24 protein-coding genes are annotated in these 24,048 nt (G+C 70.8%); 11 read left to right on the plus strand and 13 right to left on the minus strand.

Features of this window, described 5'->3' with window-relative positions:
- The first annotated feature begins 49 nt into the window (after positions 1 to 49).
- The 9 genes from LXM90_RS24235 to LXM90_RS24275 all read left to right on the plus strand — a co-directional run bounded on the left by LXM90_RS24235 (position 50) and on the right by LXM90_RS24275 (position 8,550).
- On the plus strand, positions 50 to 1,801 hold the full coding sequence (locus LXM90_RS24235; RefSeq protein WP_020095795.1) for a fumarate reductase/succinate dehydrogenase flavoprotein subunit: 1,752 nt from the start codon (positions 50 to 52) through the stop codon (positions 1,799 to 1,801).
- A 26-nt stretch (positions 1,802 to 1,827) separates the two neighbouring features.
- On the plus strand, positions 1,828 to 2,061 hold the full coding sequence (locus LXM90_RS24240) for a 4Fe-4S dicluster domain-containing protein (RefSeq protein ID WP_020095796.1): 234 nt from the start codon (positions 1,828 to 1,830) through the stop codon (positions 2,059 to 2,061).
- 8 nt (positions 2,062 to 2,069) lie between these two features.
- The gene (locus LXM90_RS24245) at positions 2,070 to 3,035 is read left to right on the plus strand and encodes a HEAT repeat domain-containing protein (RefSeq protein ID WP_020095797.1); all 966 of its coding nucleotides are present in this window, start codon (positions 2,070 to 2,072) and stop codon (positions 3,033 to 3,035) included.
- Positions 3,036 to 3,200: 165 nt separating this feature from the next.
- Positions 3,201 to 3,977 carry a Crp/Fnr family transcriptional regulator gene (locus tag LXM90_RS24250; RefSeq protein WP_020095798.1) on the plus strand — a complete coding sequence of 259 codons (777 nt, stop codon included), beginning with the start codon at positions 3,201 to 3,203 and terminating at the stop codon, positions 3,975 to 3,977.
- 164 nt (positions 3,978 to 4,141) lie between these two features.
- Entirely contained in the window at positions 4,142 to 5,566 is a 1,425-nt protein-coding gene (locus LXM90_RS24255) for an ABC transporter substrate-binding protein (RefSeq protein ID WP_026605340.1), read from the plus strand.
- Positions 5,567 to 5,572: 6 nt separating this feature from the next.
- Positions 5,573 to 6,463, plus strand: coding sequence for an ABC transporter permease (locus LXM90_RS24260; RefSeq protein WP_020095800.1), 891 nt, complete (start codon positions 5,573 to 5,575; stop codon positions 6,461 to 6,463).
- 72 nt (positions 6,464 to 6,535) lie between these two features.
- On the plus strand, positions 6,536 to 7,396 hold the full coding sequence (locus LXM90_RS24265; RefSeq protein WP_020095801.1) for an ABC transporter ATP-binding protein: 861 nt from the start codon (positions 6,536 to 6,538) through the stop codon (positions 7,394 to 7,396).
- A 23-nt stretch (positions 7,397 to 7,419) separates the two neighbouring features.
- Complete coding sequence (gene fdxA, locus LXM90_RS24270) at positions 7,420 to 7,758, plus strand: ferredoxin FdxA (RefSeq protein ID WP_020095802.1); 339 nt, start codon at positions 7,420 to 7,422, stop codon at positions 7,756 to 7,758.
- Positions 7,759 to 7,776: 18 nt separating this feature from the next.
- Entirely contained in the window at positions 7,777 to 8,550 is a 774-nt protein-coding gene (locus tag LXM90_RS24275; protein ID WP_042670077.1) for a ferredoxin--NADP reductase, read from the plus strand.
- Positions 8,551 to 8,597: 47 nt separating this feature from the next.
- On the opposite strand, the gene LXM90_RS24280 is transcribed toward LXM90_RS24275, so the two are convergent.
- From LXM90_RS24280 to LXM90_RS24340, 13 genes are all read right to left on the minus strand, one after another.
- A complete protein-coding gene (locus LXM90_RS24280) occupies positions 8,598 to 10,637 on the minus strand; it encodes a molybdopterin-containing oxidoreductase family protein (protein ID WP_020093169.1) in 2,040 nt (679 codons plus the stop codon).
- Between the two features lie 226 nt (positions 10,638 to 10,863).
- Positions 10,864 to 11,556 carry a GntR family transcriptional regulator gene (locus LXM90_RS24285; protein ID WP_020093168.1) on the minus strand — a complete coding sequence of 231 codons (693 nt, stop codon included), beginning with the start codon at positions 11,554 to 11,556 and terminating at the stop codon, positions 10,864 to 10,866.
- 85 nt (positions 11,557 to 11,641) lie between these two features.
- Positions 11,642 to 12,406, minus strand: coding sequence for a carboxymuconolactone decarboxylase family protein (locus LXM90_RS24290; protein WP_020093167.1), 765 nt, complete (start codon positions 12,404 to 12,406; stop codon positions 11,642 to 11,644).
- A complete protein-coding gene (locus LXM90_RS24295; RefSeq protein WP_020093166.1) occupies positions 12,403 to 12,792 on the minus strand; it encodes a cupin domain-containing protein in 390 nt (129 codons plus the stop codon). The genes LXM90_RS24290 and LXM90_RS24295 overlap by 4 nt, the downstream gene beginning before the upstream one ends.
- A gap of 9 nt (positions 12,793 to 12,801) precedes the next feature.
- On the minus strand, positions 12,802 to 13,707 hold the full coding sequence (locus tag LXM90_RS24300; protein WP_020093165.1) for an NAD(P)-dependent oxidoreductase: 906 nt from the start codon (positions 13,705 to 13,707) through the stop codon (positions 12,802 to 12,804).
- 26 nt (positions 13,708 to 13,733) lie between these two features.
- Positions 13,734 to 15,110, minus strand: a complete 1,377-nt coding sequence (locus tag LXM90_RS24305) for an MFS transporter (RefSeq protein ID WP_020093164.1) — start codon at positions 15,108 to 15,110, stop codon at positions 13,734 to 13,736.
- Positions 15,111 to 15,180: 70 nt separating this feature from the next.
- The gene (locus LXM90_RS24310; RefSeq protein ID WP_026604928.1) at positions 15,181 to 15,582 is read right to left on the minus strand and encodes a carboxymuconolactone decarboxylase family protein; all 402 of its coding nucleotides are present in this window, start codon (positions 15,580 to 15,582) and stop codon (positions 15,181 to 15,183) included.
- A 58-nt stretch (positions 15,583 to 15,640) separates the two neighbouring features.
- Positions 15,641 to 17,077, minus strand: coding sequence for an aldehyde dehydrogenase family protein (locus LXM90_RS24315; protein ID WP_020093162.1), 1,437 nt, complete (start codon positions 17,075 to 17,077; stop codon positions 15,641 to 15,643).
- 4 nt (positions 17,078 to 17,081) lie between these two features.
- Positions 17,082 to 17,954 carry an NAD(P)-dependent oxidoreductase gene (locus LXM90_RS24320; protein ID WP_020093161.1) on the minus strand — a complete coding sequence of 291 codons (873 nt, stop codon included), beginning with the start codon at positions 17,952 to 17,954 and terminating at the stop codon, positions 17,082 to 17,084.
- A 55-nt stretch (positions 17,955 to 18,009) separates the two neighbouring features.
- Positions 18,010 to 18,336, minus strand: coding sequence for an NIPSNAP family protein (locus LXM90_RS24325; RefSeq protein WP_020093160.1), 327 nt, complete (start codon positions 18,334 to 18,336; stop codon positions 18,010 to 18,012).
- Between the two features lie 12 nt (positions 18,337 to 18,348).
- A complete protein-coding gene (locus LXM90_RS24330; RefSeq protein WP_020093159.1) occupies positions 18,349 to 19,158 on the minus strand; it encodes an N-acyl homoserine lactonase family protein in 810 nt (269 codons plus the stop codon).
- 127 nt (positions 19,159 to 19,285) lie between these two features.
- A complete protein-coding gene (locus tag LXM90_RS24335; RefSeq protein ID WP_020093158.1) occupies positions 19,286 to 20,524 on the minus strand; it encodes an MFS transporter in 1,239 nt (412 codons plus the stop codon).
- A gap of 146 nt (positions 20,525 to 20,670) precedes the next feature.
- On the minus strand, positions 20,671 to 21,423 hold the full coding sequence (locus tag LXM90_RS24340) for an IclR family transcriptional regulator (RefSeq protein WP_234081165.1): 753 nt from the start codon (positions 21,421 to 21,423) through the stop codon (positions 20,671 to 20,673).
- A gap of 409 nt (positions 21,424 to 21,832) precedes the next feature.
- Between LXM90_RS24340 and LXM90_RS24345 the strand changes: the two genes are divergently transcribed.
- Positions 21,833 to 22,843 (plus strand): ABC transporter substrate-binding protein, encoded by a 1,011-nt coding sequence (locus tag LXM90_RS24345; protein WP_234081167.1) that lies wholly within the window; start codon positions 21,833 to 21,835, stop codon positions 22,841 to 22,843.
- Positions 22,844 to 22,893: 50 nt separating this feature from the next.
- A complete protein-coding gene (locus LXM90_RS24350) occupies positions 22,894 to 24,045 on the plus strand; it encodes an acyl-CoA dehydrogenase family protein (protein WP_020093155.1) in 1,152 nt (383 codons plus the stop codon).
- Positions 24,046 to 24,048 lie beyond the last annotated feature (3 nt).

Consider the following 24,048-nt stretch of genomic DNA (forward strand, 5'->3'; position numbering starts at 1 on the left):
CTCCGGCGATCCCACACGCCCCGCCCCTGACCTGACGCGAGATCTTGCCATGAACGCGTTCGAATCCGCGACGAAGACCGAGATTATCGAGACCGACATCCTGGTGATCGGCGGCGGCACCGGCGGTCCGATGGCCGCGATCAAGGCCAAGGAGGCCGATCCGAAGCTCCGGGTCGTCCTGATGGAGAAGGCCAACGTCAAGCGCTCGGGCGCGATCAGCATGGGCATGGACGGGCTGAACAACGCCGTCGTGCCGGGCTACGCCACCCCCGAGCAGTACGTGAAGGAGATCACCGTCGCCAACGACGGCATCGTCAATCAGAAGGCGGTGATGGCCTACGCGCAGGGGTCGTTCCCGATGATCCAGTACCTCGACAAGCTCGGGGTCAAATTCGAGAAGGACGGCTCGGGCGAGTACAACATGCGCAAGGTCCACCACATGGGGACCTACGTGCTGCCGATGCCGGAAGGGCACAACGTCAAGAAGGTCCTCTACCGGCAGCTCCGCCGCCTCCAGGTCGGCGTGACCAACCGGTACATGGCGACGCGCCTGCTCAAGGGCGCGGACGGGCGCATCGCCGGAGCGATCGGCGTCAACACCCGCACCTCCGAGTTCCTGGTGGTGAAGGCCAAGGCGGTGATCCTCGCCTGCGGGGCCGCCGGCCGCCTCGGCCTGCCGGCCTCCGGGTACCTGTTCGGGACCTACGAGAACGCGGCGAATTGCGGCGACGGCTACGCGATGGCCTACCACGCGGGCGCGCAGCTCGCGAACCTCGAGTGCTACCAGATCAACCCGCTGATCAAGGACTATAACGGCCCCTCCTGCGCCTACGTCACCGGCCCGTTCGGCGGATACACGGCCAACAATCGCGGCGAGCGCTTCATCGAGTGCGATTACTGGTCCGGACAGATGATGCTCGAGTTCTGGCGCGAGCTGCAGGGCGGCAACGGCCCGGTCTTCCTCAAGATGGACCATCTGCGCGAGGAGACGATCTCCGAGATCGAGACGATCCTGCACTCGAACGAGCGCCCCTCCCGCGGACGCTTCCACGAGCGGCGCGGCACCAATTACCGCCAGCGTCCCGTGGAGATGCACATCTCCGAGATCGGCTTCTGCTCGGGCCACTCGGCCTCGGGCGTCTTCGTCGACGAGTTCGCGCGCACGACGGTCCCCGGCCTCTACGCGGTCGGCGACATGGCGAGCGTGCCGCACAACTACATGCTGGGCGCCTTCGTGAACGGCGGCATCGCCGGGGCCGACGCCGCCGCCTACTGCACGGCCAACGCCCTCGCCGACCATGACCCGGCGGACATCGCCGTCGAGCGCGAACGGGTCCTGGCGCCGACCCGGCGCGTCGACGGGCTCACCCCGCACGAGATGGAGTTCAAGACCCGCCGCTTGGTGAACGACTATCTCGAGCCGCCGAAGGTGACGGCGAAGATGGAGCTCGGCCAGCGCCGCTTCGCCGAGATCCGCGAGGACCTCGACCTGCTCTGCGCCCGCGACCCGCACGAGCTGCACCGGGCGCTCGAGATGCAGACGATCCTCGACTGCGCCGACATGGCGGCGGCCGCCTCGCTCTACCGCACCGAGAGCCGTTGGGGCTTCTACCACCTGCGCGTCGACTATCCCGAGACGAACGACGCCGAGTGGGCCTGCCACACGGTCCTGTTCAAGGACGGCCAGGGCCGGATGGCCCACGCGAAGCGCGCCGTCGACCCGTTCATCGTGCCGGTCGCCGCCGAGGAGATGGGCGCCTACCACCAGCTCCGCATCAAGACGCCGGCCGCCGCCGAGTAATCCCGCCCCGTACCGGAGATCGATCCATGCCGATCATCAATCAGGCCAGCAGCGCCGCGGTCGTCATCGACGACGCCAAGTGCATCGCCGAGAAGGGCTGCCGCGTCTGCGTCGACGTCTGCCCGCTCGACATCCTCGCGATCGATGAGACCCGGCAGAAGGCCTACATGAAGTACGACGAGTGCTGGTACTGCATGCCCTGCGAGGTCGACTGCCCGACGAACGCGGTCAAGGTCAATATTCCCTACCTGCTGCGCTGAGGCCGACCATGAGCCCCGTGTTCGATTCCTTCGACGACGATCTCGACGACGTGGCCGAGCGCTGCGCGAGTGCCGACGCCGGCGTCCGGCGCGTCGCGATGATGGAGCTCGCCGAGGCCGTCGGCCCCGCGGCGAAGGTCCTGCTCCTCAAGGGCCTCGGCGATCCGGACGCGGCCGTCCGCGCCGCGGCGGCCAAGGCGCTGGACGAGCACGACGGCGCGGACGTCGTCGAGGGCCTCGTGCGGTCCCTGGAGGACGACGACGAGGCCGTGCGCCGCACCGCCGCCGATACCCTGGCCGAGAAGAAGGAGCCGGCCTGCGGGCCGCTCCTGATCGAGCGCGCCGCGCACACCGACCCGTTCGTGCAGGCCTCCGCCCTGCGGGCCCTGCGCGAGCTCGTCCTGCCGGACGCCCTGTCGGCCGCACTGAAGGCGCTCCAGAGTCCGTCCCCGGAGGTGCGCCGCGAAGGTCTCGGCGTCATCGGCTACCTCAAGGCCGAGGAAGCGCTGCCGGCGCTGATCGCCACCGCGGGCGATCCCGACCCGACGGTCCGGCGCGCCACGATGGCGGCGCTGGTCTTCCTGCGCCCCGGCGGTCCGGGCATCGGCACGTTGATCGCCGGCCTGTCCGACGAGCACTGGCAGGTTCGCGAGGAGGCGGCCGTCTCCTGCGCCAAGATCCGGCTGCCCGAGGCGACGGCGCCCCTAATCGCCGTGATGGACGATCCCGTCTGGCAGGTCCGCACCAAGGCGGCCAATGCCCTGGGCCGGATCCGGGCGCCGGCGGCCGTCGAGATCCTGGGCCGGGCGCTGACCTCGGAGGTCAGCAACCTGCGCAAGGAGGCGGCCGCAGCCCTCGGCGAGATCGCCGACCCGCGAGGCCTCTCGGCCCTCGAGGCGGCCGCCAACGATCCCGATCCCGACGTGCGCAAGCTCATCCAGTGGGCGATCGGACGCTGTCAGGGACGCCCCTGATCGATCCGGCCGTCTCGGCCTCGTCGCGGCGCCGCATCCTCCGGGTGCGGCGCCGCTTCACGTCCGCTCGGCTCCGCGATATCCAGACGCTGCCGGTGCCGGCGGCCAGTTTAGAGCTGGTACAGGGTTTGCTGCGCCGCGGCAGGTAGGTTGCTGGAGGCGGCAATGCAGACCACGGCGCCGATACGCCCGTCTCAGGCCCCGGCGGGGCTCCAGACCCAGGCGAGCGCCCTCCTGCTGTCCGAGGCCGCGCCCAAGGCCGGAACCGGGCAGCGCCCTCTCCTCGACGGGCTGACCGAGCGCGAGGTCGCCCTCGTGCTGGAGAAGGGCCGGCGCCGCGTGCTCTACCGCGGCGCGACCCTGTTCACCCAGGAGACGCCCAACGACGGGATCTGGATCATCGAGAGCGGCCGCATCCGGGTCTTCTACGCCGCGCCGTCCGGTCGCGAGATCACGCTGGCCTACTGGTACCCCGGCAACTTCGTCGGCGGTCCCGACGTGTTCGGCGCCGGCCTCCACAAGTGGTCGGGCATGGCGGCGAGCAATTCCAGCGTGCTGCACCTGCCGGCCAAGGCGCTCCGGCAGCTCGTGACGCAGATCCCGGCCCTCGCGATCGGGGTCATCGACGGCCTGACCTTCAAGGGCCGCTGCTACTCGACCCTGGCCCAGATGCTCGGGACCCGCTCGATCACCGAGCGCCTCGCCCACCTGCTCCTGCACCTGTGCGACCTCTACGGCGTCGCGGAGGAGGACGGGACGGTGATCGCGGCGACCTTCACGCACGCCGACCTCGCCCACATGGTCGGCGCCACCCGGCAATGGGTGACGATCAGCCTGAAGCGGCTCTCGGAGCAGGGCGTCCTCGTCACGCGGCGCACGCAGATCGTCGTCCTGCGTCCGGACATCCTGGCGGCGATGCGCGGCGGCGAGGAATGCGCCTAAAACGCGAGCGTCCCGCACAAAACTGCAGCACATCCGGAGCCGCTCGACTTTTTTGCGCAACTAATCGACCCGCAGGCGTCCTCGGCATTTGATCGGACGCGCCGCAGCGCCCGATCATGCCGTCGATGTCTTCGCGACATCGGGCCGAAATGTTGGAGCGGGCGATGACTGGACGATTTCCCGGGCTCAGATCGGTCTCCGCTCTCGCGCTCCTCGCGCTGGCGGGCGCCGGGATCGGGGCACCGGCCCGCGCCGAGACCCTCACCGTCGGCATCGGCACGCAGGACACGACGACCAACACCGCGACGGTCGGCGTGGTGATCCGCCAGCTCAAGCTGCTGGAGAAGTACCTGCCCAAGACCGGCAAGTACGCCGGCACGACCATCCAGCTCGACTGGCAGAACTTCACGTCCGGGCCGCCGGTCACGAACGGCATGATGGCCGGGAAGCTGCAGTTCGGCGCGATGGGCGATTACCCGCTCGTCGTCAACGGCGCGACGTTCCAGAACAATCCCGAGAGCCAATCGCGGCTGATCGCAGTCGCCGCCTACAATCTCCACGGATCCGGCAACGGGATCGTGGTCAACAAGGCTTCCGAATACTTCTCCTTCGAGGATCTGAAAGGCAAGGTCGTCAGCGTGCCCTTCGGGTCGGCGGCCCACGGGATGGTCCTGAAGGCGCTGCAGGACAAGGGCTACCCGGCCACCTATTTCCGCCTGGTCAGCCAGAGCCCGGAGGTCGGCTCGACCAATCTCCAGGAGCGGAAGATCGACGCGCACGCGGATTTCGTCCCCTTCGCCGAGCTTCTGCCGTTCCGCGGCTTCGCGCGCAAAGTGTTCGATGGCGTCGAGACCAACCTCCCGACCTGGCACGGCGTGGTCGTGCGCTCCGACTTCGCCGACCGCTACCCCGAGATCGTCGAGGCCTACCTGAAGGCCGTCCTCGACGCCGACGCCTGGGTCAAGGCCGATCCGAAGCGCGCCGCCGAGCAGATCGCGGCCTGGACCGGCACCGACAAGGAGGTGGTCTACATCTTCCTCGGGCCCGGCGGGATCATGACCGTCGATCCCACGATCAAGCCGCAGCTGGTCGAGGCCGCCCGCGAGGACGTCAAGGTCCTGCAGCGGCTCGACCGGATCAAGACGTTCGACGTCGGTCCGTGGGTCGACGACGGGCCGCTGCGCAAGGTCTTCGCCGAGCGCGGCCTGGACTACGCGCAGCAGCGCGCGAGCACCGCCAATTACGAGGTGCGCGGCGAGGACACGTACTGCAAGAGGCCCGTCACCGAGCCGCGCAAGGCCGGCGAGATCTGGGTGAAGGGCGGGGCGATCCAGCCCTACGCGAGCGCGGCCTGCACGCTCGGCGCGCTGAACGAGATGAAGTCCAAGGGGCAGGCCGTCGACGTCGCCTACGTCTTCGACACGGCCCGCGGCATCAAGCTGTTCGCCCGGGAGGCCTTCTACGTCGTCGACGGCAAGGGCGGCATCGCGCCGTTCCTGCTGAAGCAGGACGCCGAGGCCGCGGCGCGGGGCGGCGGCACGGTGATGCCCTACGACGAGGCCCTGAAGGCCGCTGTGACGGGAGGCTAGAACCGCATGGAAGCTGTCGCTCGCCGGCCCGCCGCCGAGTCGCGCCCGCCGCGGGCGGCGCCCCTCCCGCCGCCGGCCGCGTCCGCCCGCCCCGCGACCGGCCGCGTCCGCCGCTGGCTGCGGCTGCATCACGGCGCGTTCCGAGCCGCGCTGATCGGGCTCACCTCCCTGATCCTGTTCGTCGCGCTCTGGCAGTATCTGACCGCGAACCGCGTGACCCTCTACGTGCGGTTCCTGAACATCCCGACGCCGATGGACGTCGTGGACCGCGCGGCGATCGCCCTGCGCAGCCCGAACTTCGGCGACCACGTGCTCATCTCCTGCCGCCGGATCCTCTTCGGATTTCTCCTGGCCGGCGGCGTCGCCGTGCCGCTCGGGCTCCTCATGGGGCGCTACCGCCTCCTGCGCGAGATCGCCTTCCCGATCTGCGAGGTGCTGCGGCCGATCCCGGCGATCGCCTGGGTGCCGATGGCGATCATGCTCTGGCCGACCAACGAGGGCTCGATCGTCTTCATCACCTTCCTGGGCTCGTTCTTCCCGATCCTGATCAACACCCTCCAGGGCATGGTCCAGGTCGACCCGGTCCTGGTGCGGGCCGCACGCTGCCTCGGCGCCCGCGAGGCGGCGGTGTTCCGCGAAGTCTACCTGCCGGCCTCGCTGCCGCAGATCTTCACCGGGCTGACGGTCGGCATGGGCGTGGCCTGGGTCTCGCTGATCGCCGCCGAGATGATCTCCGGCCAATTCGGCATCGGCTACTTCACCTGGGAAGCCTACTCGCTGGTCCAGTACCCGGACATCGCCCTCGGCATGATCACGATCGGGCTGCTCGGCCTCGGCTCCAGCTTCGCGATCCGTCTCGTGGGCCGCCTCGTCATGCCCTGGGCCGCGGCCCGCTAGGCCTCGGCCGGCCGCCCGGCGCGGCCCTCGCGGGACCGGTCCTTCACGCGCGTCACCAATCGGGAGCTTGCCATGGCCGAATCGAGCCGGGGCCTGATCGAGGTCAGCGACTTCTGCCTGCGCTACGAGACGATGGAGGGGTCCGTCGAGGCCGTCTCGAACGCCTCGCTCACCGTCCATCCCGGCGAGTTCGTGTCGATCATCGGGCCCTCGGGCTGCGGGAAGTCGACGCTGCTCAACGCGCTGGCCGGCTTCCTCAAGCCGTCGTCCGGGCGGGTCACCGTCGACGGCGAGGCGATCGCGGGACCGAGCGCGGATCGCGGCATGATCTTCCAGCAATACTCCCTGTTTCCCTGGAAGACGGTGCGCGAGAACGTCGAGTTCGGCCTGAAGATGAAGGGCGTCCGGCGCAGCGAGCGCGAGCGTCAGGCGCGGACGCTGCTCGGCCTCGCCGGGCTCACGGCGTTCGAGAACCACTATCCGGACCGATTGTCCGGCGGGATGAAGCAGCGTGTCAGCATCGTGCGCGCGCTCGCCACCGGCCCGCGCATCCTGCTGCTCGACGAGCCGTTCGGCGCCCTGGACGCGCAGACGCGGCTGATCATGCAGCAGATCCTCACCAACATGTGGCAGCGCCTGAAGATCTCGGTGCTGTTCGTGACCCACGACATCGACGAGGCGATCTTCCTCTCCGACCGCGTCTACGTGATGACCGCCCGACCTGGGAGCATCAAGGCCGAGGTCGTGGTGCCCCTGCCCCGCCCGCGCCAGCCGGCCCTGACCCTGTCGTCCGAGTTCCTGGGCCTGCGCCGGGGCCTGATGTCGCTGATCCGCGAGGAGAGCCTGCGCGCGATGGGCGGCGAGGTCAGCGCCGAGGCGATGAAGGGACTGGCGATCGATCTCGAGGGCCAGGATCTCCCCGCGCTGCTCTGACCCCTGCGCCGAGGTGCGAAGTCATGACCTATGTCGTCACCGAGAACTGCATCCGCTGCAAGTACACCGACTGCGTCGAGGTCTGCCCGGTCGACTGCTTCTACGTCGGCGAGACCATGCTGGTGATCAAACCGGACGAGTGCATCGATTGCGGCGTCTGCGAGCCCGAATGCCCGGCCGATGCCATCAGGGCCGACACCGAACCGGCGATGGCGGGCTGGAAGACCTTCAACGCCAAGTACGCCGATCTCTGGCCCAACATCACCGAGAGGACCGAGCCGGCCGACGACGCCGCGGCGTGGGACGGCCGCGGCGGCAAGCTGCTCGACCTGTTCGGGACTGCCGACCCGGCGTCCGCCTGAGCGAGGACTGATCCGTCGATGAGCAAGTTCTACGAGGAGCGCGTTCTGTCGGTCCACCACTGGACCGACAACCTGTTCTCGTTCCGCACGACGCGGGATCCGGCGTTCCGGTTCCGCAACGGCGAGTTCACCATGATCGGCCTGGAGGTCGAGGGCCGGCCGCTGCTGCGCGCCTACTCGGTGGTCTCGGCCAACTACGAGGAGGAGCTGGAGTTCTTCTCGATCAAGGTCCAGGACGGCCCGCTGACCTCGAAGCTGCAGCACCTGAAGGTCGGCGACCCGATCATCGTCGGCAAGAAGCCCACCGGCACGCTGGTGCTCGACAACCTGCTGCCGGGCCGCAACCTGTACCTGCTGGGCACCGGCACCGGGCTGGCGCCGTTCCTGTCGATCATCAAGGATCCCGAGGCCTACGACCGGTTCGAGAAGGTCGTGCTGGTCCACGGCTGCCGGCAGGTGCAGGAACTCGCCTACGGCGAGACCATCACCGAGACGCTGCCGCGCCACGAGTTCCTGGGCGAGATGATCTCGAACCAGCTGGTCTACTACCCGACCGTGACCCGCGAGCCGTTCCGCAACCGCGGCCGGATCACCGACCTGATGGTCTCGGGCAAGCTGTTCGAGGATATCGGCCTGCCGCCGATGGCGATCGAGAACGACCGCTTCATGCTCTGCGGCAGCCCCGACATGATCCGCGACACCCGCGAGCTCCTGACCTCGCGCGGCTACGAGGAGGGCAACCACGGCGAGGCCGCCCACTACGTCATCGAGAAGGCCTTCGTCGAGAAATAGCGCACCCGCGCAGGCCGGTTCGGCCTCAGCCCGGTGCGGTCCGGAATTCAGGCTGCGCGAACCCAGACCGCGGTGTCGTGGAAGGCGGCGCCGTCGTTGGGCGCGGCCGGCGCGGACCCGATCAGCGCGTTGATCCCGCTGCCCCCGCCGATGAAGGCCGCGCTCGGCCACAGGCTCTCGACCACGACGACGCCCGGCTGCTGCCCGTCGGCGAGCCGCGCGTGCAGCCGGACCCGGCCGCGGGCGTTGCCGACCTCGACGGCGTCCCCCGTGCCGATCCCGAGCCGGTCGCCGTCCGCGGGGTGGATCAGGCAGGTTGGCCGCCCCTCGCGGCGGAGCGACTCGGGCACGTTGGTGAAGGTCGCGTTGAGGAACTGGCGGGCCGGCGGGGCGATCATGCGGAACGGGTGCTCCGCGTCGGCGGGCTCGGCCTCCGGCCAGTGATCCGGCAGGGACGGCATCCCGGCCGCGCGCGGGCCCAGTGACGCCCAGTCGGGCGCGAAGCGGAAGCGCCCGTCGGGATGGCCGAACCCGTTCAGGAAGTGGCTCTCGGCAAAGTCCGGCTGCGCGTCGATCCAGCCCTCCGCCTCCAGCCTGTCGAGGCCGCCCCAGCCGGAGCGTGCCAGGGTCGCGTCGGCGAGGTCCCGGGCGCTCAGGTGGAAGCCCGCGTGCTCCGCGCCGAGCCGGGCGGCGAGCGCCGACAGGAGCGCGTGGTTCGAGCGGCACGCGCCCGGCGGCTCCAGGATCGCGGGGCCGGCCTGGATGTGGCTGTGGCCGCCGGCCCCGTAGATGTCGTCGTGCTCCAGGAAGGTGGTGGCCGGCAGCACGAGGTCGGCGAGCGCGGCCGTCTCGGTCAGGAACTGCTCGTGCACGGCCACGAACACGTCCGGCCGCGCGAGCCCGGCGCGCACCCGGGCGCTGTCGGGCGCGGAGACCGCGGGATTGGCCGACTGGATCAGCATGGCGCGGACCGGGGGCCCGCCCTGCAGGGCGTCGGGATCGTCGGCGAGCACGGCGCCGATCCGGCTCATGTCGAGCTCGCGCACGCCCGGCGCCCGGGCGTCGAGACCCTCTGTCAGGGTCTTGTCCCAGTTGAAGATCGCGGCGTGCTGCCAGAGGGCGCCGCCGCCCGGGTGCTGCCACGCGCCGGTGACGGTCGGCAGGCAGGTCACCGCGTGCAGGTTCACCGCGCCGTTGCGGCTTCGGGTGAAGCCGAAACCGCAGCGGATGTAGCTGCGCGGCGTGTTGCCGTAGAGGGCCGCGAAGGCCTCGATCGCGGCGGGCTCCAGGCCGGTGATCGCCGCCGCCCATTCGGGCGTGCGCGACGCCAGATGCGCCTCCAGCGCGGCCGTGTCCTGCGCGTGCGCGGCGAGATAGGCCCGGTCCGCGTGGCCGTCGCGGAACAGGACGTGGAGCACCGCGCAGGCCAGCGCCCCGTCGGTGCCGGGACGGGGCGCGAGGTGGAGGTCGGCCGCCGCCGCGGTCCCGGTGCGGTACGGATCGATCACCACCAGCTTGGCGCCGCGCGTCTTGCGGGCGCGGCTGATGTGGGTCATCGCGTTGACCTGCGTGCTGACCGGGTTGCCGCCCCAGACCACGATCAGGTCGGCCAGCGCCATCTCGCGGGGATCCGGCCCGGCGATCCGGCCGACCCCGGCGCTCCAGCCCGCGATCGCCACCGCCGTGCAGATGGTGCGCTTGCGCCGCGAGTAGCCCATCACGTGGGTCAGCCGGTGGATGCCGTCGCGCTGGACGAGGCCCATGGTGCCGCCCGAGTTGTACGGCCAGACCGCCTCCGGCCCCCAACGGTCCGCCGTCTCGGAGAAGGCCGCGGCAAGCCGGTCGAGCGCCGCGTCCCAGGAGATCCGGCGCCACGCCCCGCCGCCCTTCGGCCCGACGCGCTCCATGGGGTGCAGGATCCGGTCCGGGTGGTGGACGCGCTCGCCGTAGCGGCTGACCTTCGCGCAGATCACCCCGGCCGTGTAGGGGTTGTCGCCGCCCCGGACCGAGACGACGCGCCCGTCCGCGACTTCCACGTCGAGGCTGCAGGCGGAGGGGCAATCGTGCGGGCAGACGGTCCGGACCAAGCGACGAACTCCCGTGGCGCCAGCATGGGGAAGCAAGGACCGTGCGGTTCTGGGCCTTCCGCCGGGGGACCGCAAGGCGTGTTGCCGCCGGTCGCTCGGCGCAGGGCGCCCGACATCACCGACAGGGCACCGATCCCCTGGACCGCATCGGCCACGGGCGGCGCCGCGGAGGCGACCTCGCCGGCCTCCCCCGTGCAGGGTCCGCGCGCGCCCGCGGACCGCGCGCTCAGCTCACCGCGTCGAGGGACGTCTGCGCGATGCGGAACGCGAGCTGCTTGAGGGCGACCGCGCACGCGTTGGTGACGTGGAGGCGGGCCAGCTGCTCGGCCTTCGCGGCGTCCCGGGCCTGGAAGGCCGCGACGAGGGCGTCGATCTCGGCGAGGCTGTGCGGCAGCCGCTCGGGATGCATCAGGGACGTCGCGCGCAGCAGGTTGATCCGGGAGTAGAAGCCGCGAAGGGTCTCGCGGACCAGATCGTTCCCGCAATGGCTGAGCATCACGTCGTACAGGACGCCCTTGGCGCGCAGGACGCGGTCCGTGTCGCCGCTGCCGGCAGCCTCGCGCAGATCGCCGGCTGCGCGTCCGAACTCGGCGATCGCCGCGTCCGTGGCCTGGGTGGCGAATTCGTGCGCCGCGTAGCCCTCCAGCACGGCCCGCAGCGCGTAGAGCTGACGCGCCTCCTCCACCGAGATCGAGGCCACGACCGGGCCGCGATGCGGCACCGTGTGGACGAGCTTCTCGGCCTCGAGCCGGCGCAGGGCCTCGCGCACGGAGGCGCGGCTGACGCCGAGCCCCTCGCACAACTCGCGCTCGATCAGCCGCTCGCCGGGGGCGTAGACGCCGGACGTGATCGCCTCGCGGACGGCGTCCTCGACCTTTTGCCGGAGCGTGTCCGGCTGGATGGCCCTGATCTTGTTCATCGCTGGGGGTTCGGGGATCGCTGGCGAGCCGAAGCGGTGGCATGGCGCAGCCTCGGGTGGCAAGGCGTGCCCCGGCGCGCGTCGGTCAGCCCCGGCCCCGCGCGGCCAGTTCGTCGCGCAGGATCGGCGCGGCCAGTTCCGCGCCGTGCATGCCGATCAGGCTGACGATCTCGAGGACTTCCATCAGCTCCTCCTTGGTCGCCCCGTAACCGAGGGCGTTCTTCATGTGCATCTTCAGGCCCGGCACGTAGAGGTGCGTCGCCGCCGCGTCGAAGGCGCAGTAGACGAACTCCTTCATCTTCGGCGTGAGCACGCCGTGGCGCCAGGGCCAGGCAGAGAAGTCGAGGTAGCCCTCGAACAGGTCGGGATCGAGTTCGAGGAGACCGTCCCAGAACGCGTGCCAGTAGCCCCGGTCGCGGGTGAAGTCGGATTTCAGCTGCTCCTGCCGCGGCGTTAGCGGCGCGGGGCCGCTCCGCTGACCGGCCTCCTCCAGCACCTCCAGCAGCAGCGGCACGCCGATGTTGCAGGCGTGGATGCCGAGGGTCGCCGTGAGCGCGAGCACCTCCGTGATCTCCTCGGCCGTCGCGCCCGCGTCGAGGGCGTTGCGGATCTGGCGGCGCGTCCCGGGCGCGTAGAGGTGGGTCGCGGCCGTCGCGGCCGAGAGCGCGATCAGGGCGCGGTCCTTGGCGCCGAGATGGTTCTTGCGCACGGGGACCATCGCCAGCCGGGCCCAGGCGTCGAGGAAGCCCGGGGCCAGCTCGGCGAGGGCCGCCTGCTCCGCGTCCCAGTAACCGAGCTCGCCCTGCACGGTGTGCCGGAGGCTCTCCGGGCTCGGCGCGGGCCCGGTCATGCCGTGGCTCCGGCGTAGTCGGCCTCGACCACCTCGTCCTGCCAGTCGGTCTTGCCGAGCGAGATCGCCGTGTGGAGCAGGTAGCTGTCGGCGGCCGCGCCGTGCCAGTGCCGCTCGTCCGCGGGGATCCAGACGGTGTCGCCCGCGCGGATCGGCTGCGCCTGCTGGCCCGCGACGCAGATCCAGCCCTTGCCGGCGGTGACCTGCAGGATCTGGCCCTGCGCGTGCGCGTGCCAGAAGGTCCGCGCGCCGGGCGTGAAGAAGACGTTGTTGATCATCACGCCGCCCGTCGACGGCATCACCGGGTCGGCCCAGACCTGCCCGGTGAAGGTCGGCCCGCGGCTCTCGGACTTCGCGCTGTTCTCGCGGCCGTGGAAGATCTGCATCGTATCCTCTCAGTTCTCGTGTCGGTTGCCGTGGAGCCGGACGCCGCCGGAGACGTCGCCGATGGCGTCGACGACGCGGTTGGAGATGACGTCGCCGTAGCCGAGCGCCGTGGCGAGCCCGAAGCTCGCCATCGGGCCGGACGCGTTGAGGGAGGCGACGCCGAGCTCGTGCAGGAGATCGGTGTAGAGCACGACGTCCTTGGTCATCAGCTTGCCGGTCAGGCCGCCTTCCAGGTAGTCGCCGTCGACGATCTTCGGGAAACGGTTCAGCGTCGCGAAGTTGACGCCGCTGGAGGCGTTCAGCACCTCCAGGAGCCGGTGCAGGTCGAGCCCGGCCTTCCGGCCCGCGACCATGACCTCCGCGGTGGCGGCGAGGCTGACCGCGTTCAGGAAGTTGTTGAGCAGCTTGGTCGTGTGGCCGGCCCCCGATCCGCCCATCACGACGACCTTCTGGGCGATCGGCGCGAACACCCAGCCCAACCGGTCGATGACGGCGGGATCGCCGCCGACCATCAGGGTCAGCGTGCCTTTCTCGGCCGCGGCGGCGCCCCCGGAGATGCCCGCATCGACGTAGGCGACGCCGCGCTCGGCCAGCGCCGCGGCGATGCGGCGCGTCGAGCTGGCCGAGGCCGTGCTCAGGTCGACGACGATCTGCCCGTCCCGGCAGCCCGCGAGGACCCCGCCCGCGCCGAGCACGACGCGCTCGACCACCTTGCTGTCGGGCAGGGACATCAGGACCACGTCCGTCTCACCGACGACCGCGGCGATCGAGCCCGCGTCCGTCGCGCCCCAGCGCGCGGCGGCCTCCCGGTCGGTGTCGAAGCCGACCACATCGATCCCCGCGCCGATCAGGCGGCGCGTCATGCGGCCGCCCATGTTGCCGAGCCCGATGAAGCCGATCCGGTTCCCGTTCATGCTGCGTCCTCCGCGCGGCGTCCGGCTCAGTGGCCGGTGCCGAAATCGACGTCCTTGGTCTCCGGCCCGATGAGCGCGCCCACGGTGCCGATCAGGCCGCCGACGATGAGCAGGGCCACGGGCGTCAGCGCGAGCGGCATCAGCGCGCTCAGCCAGTCCATGTAGAAGGCGTAGAAGGACGGGATCACCACCGAGAGGCTGAAGCCGATGCCGAAGCCGGTGGCGCGGACATCCGTGGCGAAGCGCTCGTTGATGTAGGTGACGATGACGCCCCAGGGCGAGGTCACGATCACCGCCAGGAGGCTGACCAGCAGCACGCGGGTGCCGAACGCCATCTCGGGCGTGACGGTCAGCGTGTAGAGGATGTACGCGCCCACCGTCGCGATCAGCGGGCCGACGATCACGAAGAACCGCCGGCGGCCGATGACCTGCCCGAGCAGGCCGGAGCCGATGTAGCTGAAGAACAGGATCGTGTAGCAGATCATCAGCGTCGCGGTCAGCGCGAAGCCGTTGAGGTGCAGGGTCTTCACCAGCAGACCGGTCGGCAGGTAGATCGTGATGATGTTCTGCGTCGTCCAGAAGCCGGTCATCAGCAGCAGAACCTGCAGGAGGTCGCGCCCGCCCTTCCCGGAGAACAGACCCGCCATGGGCGATGCCTCGGCCTGTTCGGCCCCGGCAGCGGCCTCCTTCTTCCAGACCTCCGATTCCGAGACCTTGTGGACGTAGTAGAGGGCGAGCAGGCCGGCCAGCGCCGCGCCGACGATGAAGGGGATGCGCCAGCCCCAGACCGTGTAGGGCGACCCAGGCCCGTCGAGCGGGAACAGGTAGAACATCAGCATCGTGATGAGGTTGATGCTGACGTAGGCGGCCGGGAAGCCCGCGATGATCAGGCCGCCGACGAAGCCGCGCTTGTCCTTCTTGGAATACTCGATGGCGAGCGGCATCGCCCCGGTGTAGCCGCCCCCGAGGAAGATCCCGTCGAGGAAGCGCAGCAGCACCAGCAGGATGTACGAGGCGAGGCCGAGCGTCTCGTAGCCCGGCAGCAGGCCGATCAGCAGCGTGATCACCCCGAAGCCCGCCACCGAGTAGATCGAGGCGGCCCGGCGGCCGACCTTGTCGGCGATCAGGCCGAAGATGAGCGCGCCGATCGGGCGGCCGAGCAGGGTAGTGATGAAGACCAGCGAGGCCAGCACCGTCTCCATCTGGGGAGACAGGTTCTTCGGCTGGAACATGAACATCACCGGCGCCAGCGCGACCACCGGCAGGTAGATGTCGAACATGTCGATGTATTCGGAGAAGAACGCGCCGCGGATGGCGCTCTTCCGCTTCTCCTCGATCGACTGGGACGCGGCCGGGCGCGCACCCGCCGTATCCGTTGCCAAGGCTGCCGACGTGACCGACATGGCGTCTCCCTCCCTGTTCGTCTGCCGCGCGAGTTTTCTGACTGCGTCGGACCTGGGCGCGGGTGCGGGCTCAGCGCCCGCTGGCGTGCTCTCTGTCCCAATCGGCGATCGCCGCGGAGGCGGTCCGGAAGGCAGCCAGGGCCGCCGGGGCGCCGCAATAGACGAGCGCCTGCATCAGCACCGCCTGGATCTCGTCCTTCGTGACGCCGTTGTTGAGGGCGCCTTTGACGTGGACGCCGAGCTCGTGGTGCTGGTTCATCGCGGTCAGCATCGCGATGTTGAGCATGCTGCGGGTCTTGAACGGCAGCGTCTCATCGCCCCAGACCGCGCCCCAGCAATACTCCGTCACGAGCCGCTGGACCGGACGGTTGAACGCGTCGGCATTGGCCCAGGACTTCTCGACATGGGCGGCGCCGAGGACGGTCTTGCGGTTCTCGAAACCCTGGCCGAACAGCTCGCTCTCGTCGGACATCTGGTTCTCCTGGTCGGGGCCGACGCGCGCGGGCGCCGGCCGCATCGCGCGGGACGGATCAGTCGAGGCCGAAGCCGATCATCGCCTTGGTCTCGAGGTATTCCTGGAGACCGGCCTCGCCCCATTCCCGGCCGTTGCCGGACTGGCGGTAGCCGCCGAAGGGCGCGTGGACGTCCGGGGGCGGGTAGTTGATGTGGACCTGCCCGCCGATGAGCCGCCGCGCCACGGCGCGCGCCCGGTCGCGGTCCCGTCCCTGCACGTAGGCGGCGAGCCCGTAGCGCGAGCCGTTGGCGATCGCGATCGCGTCGTCCTCGCTGTCGTAGGCGAGGATCGACAGGACCGGGCCGAAGATCTCCTCCCGCGCGATGGTCATGTCGGGGGTCACGTCGGCGAAGATTGTCGGGCGGACGTAGAAGCCGCGGTCGAGGTGGTCCGGCCGCTCCGGGCCGCCGGCGACGAGCCGCGCGCCCTCCGCGATGCCGGTGCGGATCAGCCCGACGACGCGCTCGTACTGGGTGCGGTTGACCACCGGGCCGAGATCCGTCTCGGGGTCCGCGGTCGGGCCGAGCCGGAAGACCGCCGCCGCCTCGGCCGCGATGGCGGCCGCCTCGTCCATCCGGGCCCGGGGCACGAGCATCCGCGTCGGGATCGAGCAGGACTGGCCCGAATTCGTGCAGCAGGCCGCGACGCCGCGCCGGACCGCCTGATCGAAGTCGACGTCCTCCAGCAGGATGTTGGCGGACTTGCCGCCGAGTTCCTGCGCGACGCGCTTGATGGTCGGGGCCGCCGCTCGGGCGATCTCGATCCCGGCGCGGGTCGACCCGGTGAACGAGACCATGTCGATCCCCGGATGCGCGGCGATCGCGGCGCCGACGCCGGGGCCGTCCCCGTTCACGAGGTTGAACACGCCCGGCGGCACGCCCGCGTCGTGCAGGACCTGCGCGAACAGCATCGCGCTGACCGCCGAGTACTCGCTGGGCTTGAGCACCATCGTGCAGCCGGCCGCGAGCGCCGGGGCGATCTTCACGACGATCTGGTTGATCGGCCAGTTCCAGGGGGTGATCAGGCCGCAGACGCCGATCGGCTCGCGCCGGATCCGGGTGGTGCCGCGATCCTCCTCGAACGCGAAGCGCTCCATCACCGCGATGAGCGCGTTGAGGTGCGCCGGGCCCCGCGCCGCCTGCCCCTTGCGCGCGAAGCCGATGGGCGAGCCCATCTCCTGCCGGATCGTCTCCGCGAAGATCTCGAACCGCTCCTCGAAGAGCGCGAGGATCCGGCGGAGGAGCGCGACGCGTTCGGCGGGCGCCGTCTCCGAGAAGGCCGGGAAGGCGGCGCGGGCCGCGCGCACGGCCCGGTCGACATCCGCGGCATCGCCGAGCGCGAGGGTGCCGAACGCCGTCTCTGTGGCGGGATCGATCAGCGGGAACGGCTGAGCCGAAACCGGCTCGACCCAGGCGCCGTCGATGTAGAAGCGGCTCAGGTCCGTAAGCGCCATGGTCTCAGGCTCCCTCGGCCAGCAGGCGGTACATCTCGGTGTGGTCGGCCGCGGGCCCGACCTCGCCGGCGATGGCGTGCCAGGTCTCGATGCAGTGCCGGCCGAAGCCGAGCGGGTAGTCGACCGAGTCAGCCAAAGCCCCAGCGATGCCGAGATCCTTGTCCATCAGCTTCAGCGAGAAGCCCGAGGCGAAGCTGCCGCTGAGCATGAACTGCTTGACCTTGTTCTCGGAGGTGTTGCTGCGCCCGGACGAGGCGTTGAGCACGTCGGTCATGGCCTCCGGCGCGATGCCGAAGCGCTGCGCCACGTGGAGCGCCTCGACGGTGGCGAGCAGGCCCGCGGCGGAGACGAAGTTGTTCAGCGCCTTGGCGGCGTGGCCCGATCCCGCTTGGCCGATATGCAGGACGGATGAGCCCATCGCCTCCAGCACCGGCCGCCAGCGGGCGAGGAGATCCGCCTCGCCGCCGACGAGGATCGCGAGCGTGCCGTCCACGGCCCGCCGCACGCCGCCCGAGACCGGCGCGTCGAGATAGCCGAGCCCCTTCCCGGCGAGCGTCTCGCCGAGGGCGCGGGAGCGCACCGGCTCCGACGAGCTCATGTCGATCACGGTGGCGCCGGCCGGGAGCGCGTCGGCCCAGCCCTCGTCGAGCAGCACCGCCTCGACGATGGCCGAGTTCGGCAGCATCGTGATCAGCAGGTCGAGTTCGGACGCGTTCTCCCGCGTGAGCGTCGCCGCGCCGAGATCCCGGGCGAGCGCGTCGGTCCGGCCGGCATCCGCGTCCAGCAGGCGGAGCGCGTGCCCCGCTCGGGCCAGGCACCGGCTCATGGGATCGCCCATCATGCCGAGGCCGATGACGCCGATGGTTCTCTGTTCCATGCCGTGAATATCCCTCTGGGCGACGGCCGGACTGGCCCGGCGCCGCGTGTCCCCGTCAGCGCAGGGCGGAGAAGTCCGTGGGGGCGAGGAAGGTGTTCTCGATCCGGGCGACGATCGGCCGGTCCTTCTCGGTCTCGGCGCGGGCGGCGATCCAGTCCGGATCGGCCTGGAAGGCGTTCCAGCGCGCCTCGCGCTGGGCCATGTCCTCCCACTTGAGCAGGTAGGTGAGCGCGTGGTTGTCGGGACCGACGAGCGTAGTCCAGAAGCCGACCTGCTCGATGCCGTATTTCTGGAAGAAGCCGAGCGTGGTGGAGCGGAACCGCTCCAGCAGGGCCGGCAATCGGGTCGGGGCGCAGTAGTAAACGCGCATCTCGACGATCATGGAATCCTCCGGTCAGTAGGTCGGTGAAGCGGTCGGAGGCAGGTCGACGCGCGCGATCCAGCCGGCGACATCCGCGGACGCCGGCGGGTAGATCGCGAGAACCTGCGGATCGTGGCCCGGGACGATGTGATCCTCGGACTCGGCCAGATGCCGGACCGTCCGGTAGCCCTCGAACATGTCGCCGACATTGTAGACGATGGGATAGGCGAGCCGGCGACCGATATTGGCGTAGAAGTGCGCGGCGTCGGAGGCCAGTACGACCCAGCCGCGCGCGGTCCGGACTCGGACGATCTGCAGGCCGTCCGAATGGCCGCCGACCCGGTGGAGGGTGATCCCCGGATACAGCGTGTCGGTCGTCTCGCGGAAGCGGACGCGGTCCTCGAACAGGCGGTCCACCATCGCCTTCACGTCCTCGGCGGCGAAGGGGTGGCGGACCTCCGGATGGCACATGCACCGGCCGGTGCAGAACGCCATCTCGCGTTCCTGGACGTGGAAGCGGGCCGTCGGGAACAGGTCGTGGTTGCCGGCGTGGTCGTAATGCAGGTGGGTCAGGACGACGTCCTCAACCCGCAGCGGGTCGACACCGATCCGCGCCAGGCCCTCCTCGACCGGCCGCACGATGCTGCGGCCCCGCTTCGTCGCCATCGCGCGGTCGAAGCCGGTATCGACGACGATCGTCCTGCCACCGCCGACGACGACCCAGACGAAGTAATCGATCGGCATCGGGCCGTCGTGGATGTCCCCGCCGATGAAGTTCTCGCGGGCCATACGGTGATGATGCGCGTACTTGATCGCGTAGATCTCGTAGATCTCTGCGTCCATGCGGGCGTTTCCTTCGGGCGGCCGGTTGACCCGGCTCATCCTCGCGGATGCCTCTCATCCGCGGGCCGAATGGAGCACATCGTCCGACAATCTGTCAATCTGGCAAAATCTGGTCCGCATCCGCCGATCAGGCCGGCGCCCTCGGGCGACGCATCGCGAAGCCGAACACCCACAGGGACAGGCCGAGATTGATCGCCGCCACGGCCAGCATCACCTCCAGCAGGGGCAGCAGGCCGAGCCGTTCGGCGACGTAGCCGCAGGCCAGGGGCGTGATCGCCTGGCCGAGGAGCGGGAGGCGGGCGAGCCGGCCCATCGCCGCCGCGTACTGGCCCTGTCCGTAGAGCGCCAGCGGCAGCGTGCCCCGCACGACGGTGCGCATGCCGTTGCCGGCGCCGTAGAGCACCATCGCGAGCCACGCCAGGGACGGGATCGTCGCTAGCAGCAGGAGCCCCAGCCCGACGCTGGCGCTCGACAGGAGCAGGGACCAGGCCGGGTGGGCGCGGCGGCCGAGGGCCAGTTCGACGACGCGCACGCCGACCTGGGCGGGACCGATCAGGCCGGTCAGGGCCACCGCGGCGGTCGCGCCGACGCCCAGCGTCTGCAGCAGGTTGAGCAGTTGCACCGAAGTGGCGGTCATGATCATCGCCGCCATCGTGAAGGTCACGGCGAGCAGGCGCTCCGCCGGCAGGCGCGCCGCTTCGGTCGAGCCGGTCGGCTCGTAGGGCCGGGGCGCCGCGGCGGGCTCGACCGCGCCCCGGCTCCGGGCCGGCAGCGCCCAGGCGAAGAGTGGGACCACGAGGGCGACAGACAGGATCGCGTAGGTGAGGCAGGCCCCGCGCCAGCCGACATGATCGACCAGGAACCGCGTGGCGGGCCAGCAGAGCGAGACCGCGAAGCCCGACGAGATCGCGATCTGGGTCATCGCCCCGCGCGCGGCGGCGCCGTAGGCTTGGCCGATCGCCGCGAAGAGCGGGTCGTAGAGCGCGGCCGACATGCCGAGGCCGGCGACCATCCAGGCGAGCAGGAAGACCGGGAGGGACTGCGCGACCGCCATCAGCACGAGGCCCGCCGCGATGATCGTGGCGCCGGCTACGAGGACCGGCCGCCCGCCGTGACGCCGGATCATGCGGCCGACGAACGGCGCGGGCAGGCCCGACACGAAGATCGCGAGCGAGAGCGCGCCCACCACCATCGCCTGCGGCCAGCCGGTCTCGGCGACGATCGGGTCCGAGACGACGGCGGTGAGGAAGAACGTGCCGCCCCACAGGACGATCTGCGTGACGCCGAGGGCGACGTTGCCGGCGATGGTCGGACGCGGTAGCGTATCGGGCGGCTCTGAGCCGCGCGCGGTTGGGGCGCCGGGCACGATGATGATGTCTCCCAGTGGTCGTCTTCGAGGCTGCAGGGCCTCGAGCCTCACTAGCGCGCTACCGGGCCGATCAGCCCCGCAATCCTCGATCTGCAGCCGTGCGCGGGGTTCGGAGGTGACGGCGGGGTCGACGGCGACCGGCCTCAGGGCCGCGACGGATCCTCCGGCAGGAACCGCGCCACCGCGTCGTGGATCGTCGCGGCGATCTCCGCTTCCCGACGCTCGAACTCGTCGAGCAGGCCGGACACGGCGACCGCCAGCGGGCGGCCCTTGCTGTCGATGCGCCGGGGCAGCGGGACCGCGATCGAGCCGGCGCCCGGCGTGACGAGCCCGCGGGAGAGGAAGTGCCCGTCCCGCCGCAGCCGCGCCAGGTTGGTCAGGACGGCCGCGACCGCGATCGGCGGCTGCTCGGCCGGCGCCTCCGCGTTCGTGCGGCGGACCAGCGGACCGATCTCGGCCTCCGGGCTGTCGGCGAGGAGCGCGGTGCCAGTCGCCGACCAGACGACGAGGCGGCGCGTCCCGGGCGGAACGTGGAAGCGCATGGCGGTGCGCGCCTGCAGGACGTGGACGTACTGCGAGAAGATCGCGTTGCGCGCGGCGAGGATCACCGTCCCGCCCGTGCGCTCCGACAGGTGCTCGAGCATGCGCACGAGGCTGCCGTCGCGCACCGGTCCCTTGTCGAGCCACGCGCCGAGGAGCGCCACCCGGGGCGACGGCAGGAAGCTGCGGCTCGCCGGGTCGTAGTCGAGATAGCCGAGCCGGACGAGGCTCTTCAGGAGCACCGAAGTCGAGGATTGCGGGACGCTCAGCCGCTCGGCGATCTCGGAGACCCTGGCTTCCCGCTGGATCTCGTCGAACAGCTCCAGGATCTGGAGCACCCGTCCGGCGGACTTCACCAGGGCCACATCCGAACCGGCGGGATCGGCCCCCACCGTCAGGTCCGTGGACGCGCCCCCCCGAGCGCCGATGCGCTCACCCATGCCGCGACGCGCGAAACGGCGGCCCCGGAAGCCGCACGGTTCGCAACGGCCCTGGTCGCCCACGCGCGGATCCGTGGTGATCGCGGCGCATCGCCGGCACGTTCCCCCATCTGCCGCGGCGCCAGACCGCGTGCCGCTCAACAGCATTATAGAACCTGCACGATCGTGGAGATCCATCACACATGTGATATTGTACAGCAGGTGGGCGATGGCGGTTGATGCCGGGGGCGCGCTCTGCCCTACTCGCCCGCGGTGTCGGTCCCGCCTGACCGACCGGCACCGGGAGACCGCGCGGCAAGCGCGGCCCTGCTCGGGAGGAATGCCGATGTCGATCCGCCACGCGGCCGTCGCCGCGCGCCTCCTCGCCGCCACGCTGCTGCTCCCGGCCCTCGGCGGCGCGGCCCGGGCCGAAACCACCTCCGTCCGGATCGGCCTCCAGTACGGCCTCGTCTACCTGCCGGTGATGATCGCGCAGAGCGAGGGTCTCTTCGACAAGCGCGCCAAGGCCGCGGGGCTCGACGGCTTGTCGGTCACGCTGACGCGTTTCAGCGGCTCGACCGCGATGAACGACGCGCTGCTCTCCGACAGCGTCGAACTCGGCACCCTCGGCTCAGCCGGTGCCCAAATCGCCTGGGACAAGACCCGCGGGAGCCAGCAGATCAAGAGCCTCACCGCCCTGAGCTCGGTCGTCTACACGCTGTTCACCGGCAAGCCCGGCGTCGCCGCGTTGAAGGACTTCACCTTCGGCGACAAGATCGCGGTCCCGGCCTTCAACTCGCCCCAGGCGATCCTGCTGCGAGTTGCGGCGGCCCAGCAGCTCGGCGGATCGGCCAAGGCCGACGCGCTGATGGTGAGCCTGCCCCATCCGGACGCCACCGCGGCGATGCGCGCCGGACAGGGGATCGCCGGCTACTTCGCGACGCCACCCTTCACGCAGGTGCTGCAGGCCGATCCCAAGATCCGGACGGTCATGACCTCGACCGGCCTGATCGGCAGCGGCGACATCACCGCCGCGACCCTGAACGCGAAGCAGGGGTTCGTCGACGCGAACCCGAAGGTCGCGCAGGCGATCCGCGCCGGGATGGAGGATGCGGTGGCGCTGATCCGCAGCGACCCCAAGCGCGCGGCGTCGATCTATCTCGCCTCGGAGCAGGTTCAGATCGACCGCGCGCAAGTTGAGGCGATCCTGACCGACGGTTCCATCGTCTACGACGTGGCCCCGAAGGGAATGGTCGCCCTCGCCAAGGCGATGGCGACGCAGGGCTTCCTGCGGAAGGTGCCGGGCGACTGGCAGGAGATCTTCTTCCCCGGCCTCGAGGGCCGCGACGGCAGCTGAGCGCCGCGGATTCGGCACCGCCAGCCCGTCCCGCCGCTCAGGGAGCCCCGATGCACAGTTTCCGCTTCAGCGCCGAGCCGCTCCCGCCCGAGGCCGAGGCCGCCCGCGCGTCCGTCCGCGCCTTCCTCGACGCGGAACGGGCGGCCGGGCATTTCGTCCCGCACCGGACCTCGTGGACGACCTTCGACGCCGCCTTCAGCCGGCGCGCGGGGGCCGCGGGCCTCATCGGCCTGACCCTGCCGGAGGCCTATGGCGGCCACGGCCGCTCCGGCCTCGTCCGCTTCGTCGTCACCGAGGAGATGCTGGCGGCCGGCGCGCCCTGCGGCGCGCACTGGATCGCCGACCGCCAGTCGGGGCCGCAGATCCACCGGCACGGCACCGAGGCGGCCAAGCGGGCGATCCTGCCGCGAATCTGCCGGGGCGAATGCGCCTTCGGCATCGGCATGAGCGAGCCGAATTCCGGCTCGGACCTCGCCGCCGTCCGGACCCGCGCGGTGCGCGACGGCGACGGCTGGGTGATCAACGGCTCCAAGATCTGGACGACGAACGCCCATCAGGTCGATTACCTGCTGGCCCTCGTCCGGACCGGCGAGCCCGGGCCGGACCGGCACGGCGGGCTGACCCAGTTCATCGTCGACATGGCGGCCCCCGGGGTGACGGTCCGGCCGATCCTCGACCTGTCGGGCCATCACGAGTTCAACGAGGTGTTCTTCACCGATTACCGCGTCGCCGACGCGATGCGGGTCGGCGCCGAGGGCGCGGGCTGGGGCCTCGTCACGGAGGAACTCGCCTTCGAGCGCTCCGGGCCCGACCGGTTCCTGTCGGATTACCGGCTGCTCGTCGAACTCGTCGACCGGATCGGGCCGGAGCCGGACCGGTTCCAGGCGGTCGAGACCGGACGGATGGTGGCCCAGCTCACCGCGCTGCTGGGCATGTCGGCCTCGGTGGCCCGCCTCCTCGATCAGGGCGTCGTGCCGGGCGTCGAGGCGGCGCTGGTCAAGGATGTCGGCAACGGCTTCGAGCGCGCCGTGCCGGAGATCGCCCGGCGGCTCGTGCCGGTCGAGCCGAGTCTCACCGCGCAGGGCGACGCCTTCCGCGAGGCTTTGGGCGGCGTGACCCTGCGGGCGCCCTCCTTCACCCTGCGCGGCGGGACCCGCGAGGTCCTGCGCGGCGTCATCGCCCGGGGGCTGGGGCTGCGATGAGTC

Origin of the sequence: Methylobacterium oryzae (assembly GCF_021398735.1) — a bacterium.
Taxonomy (GTDB): domain Bacteria; phylum Pseudomonadota; class Alphaproteobacteria; order Rhizobiales; family Beijerinckiaceae; genus Methylobacterium.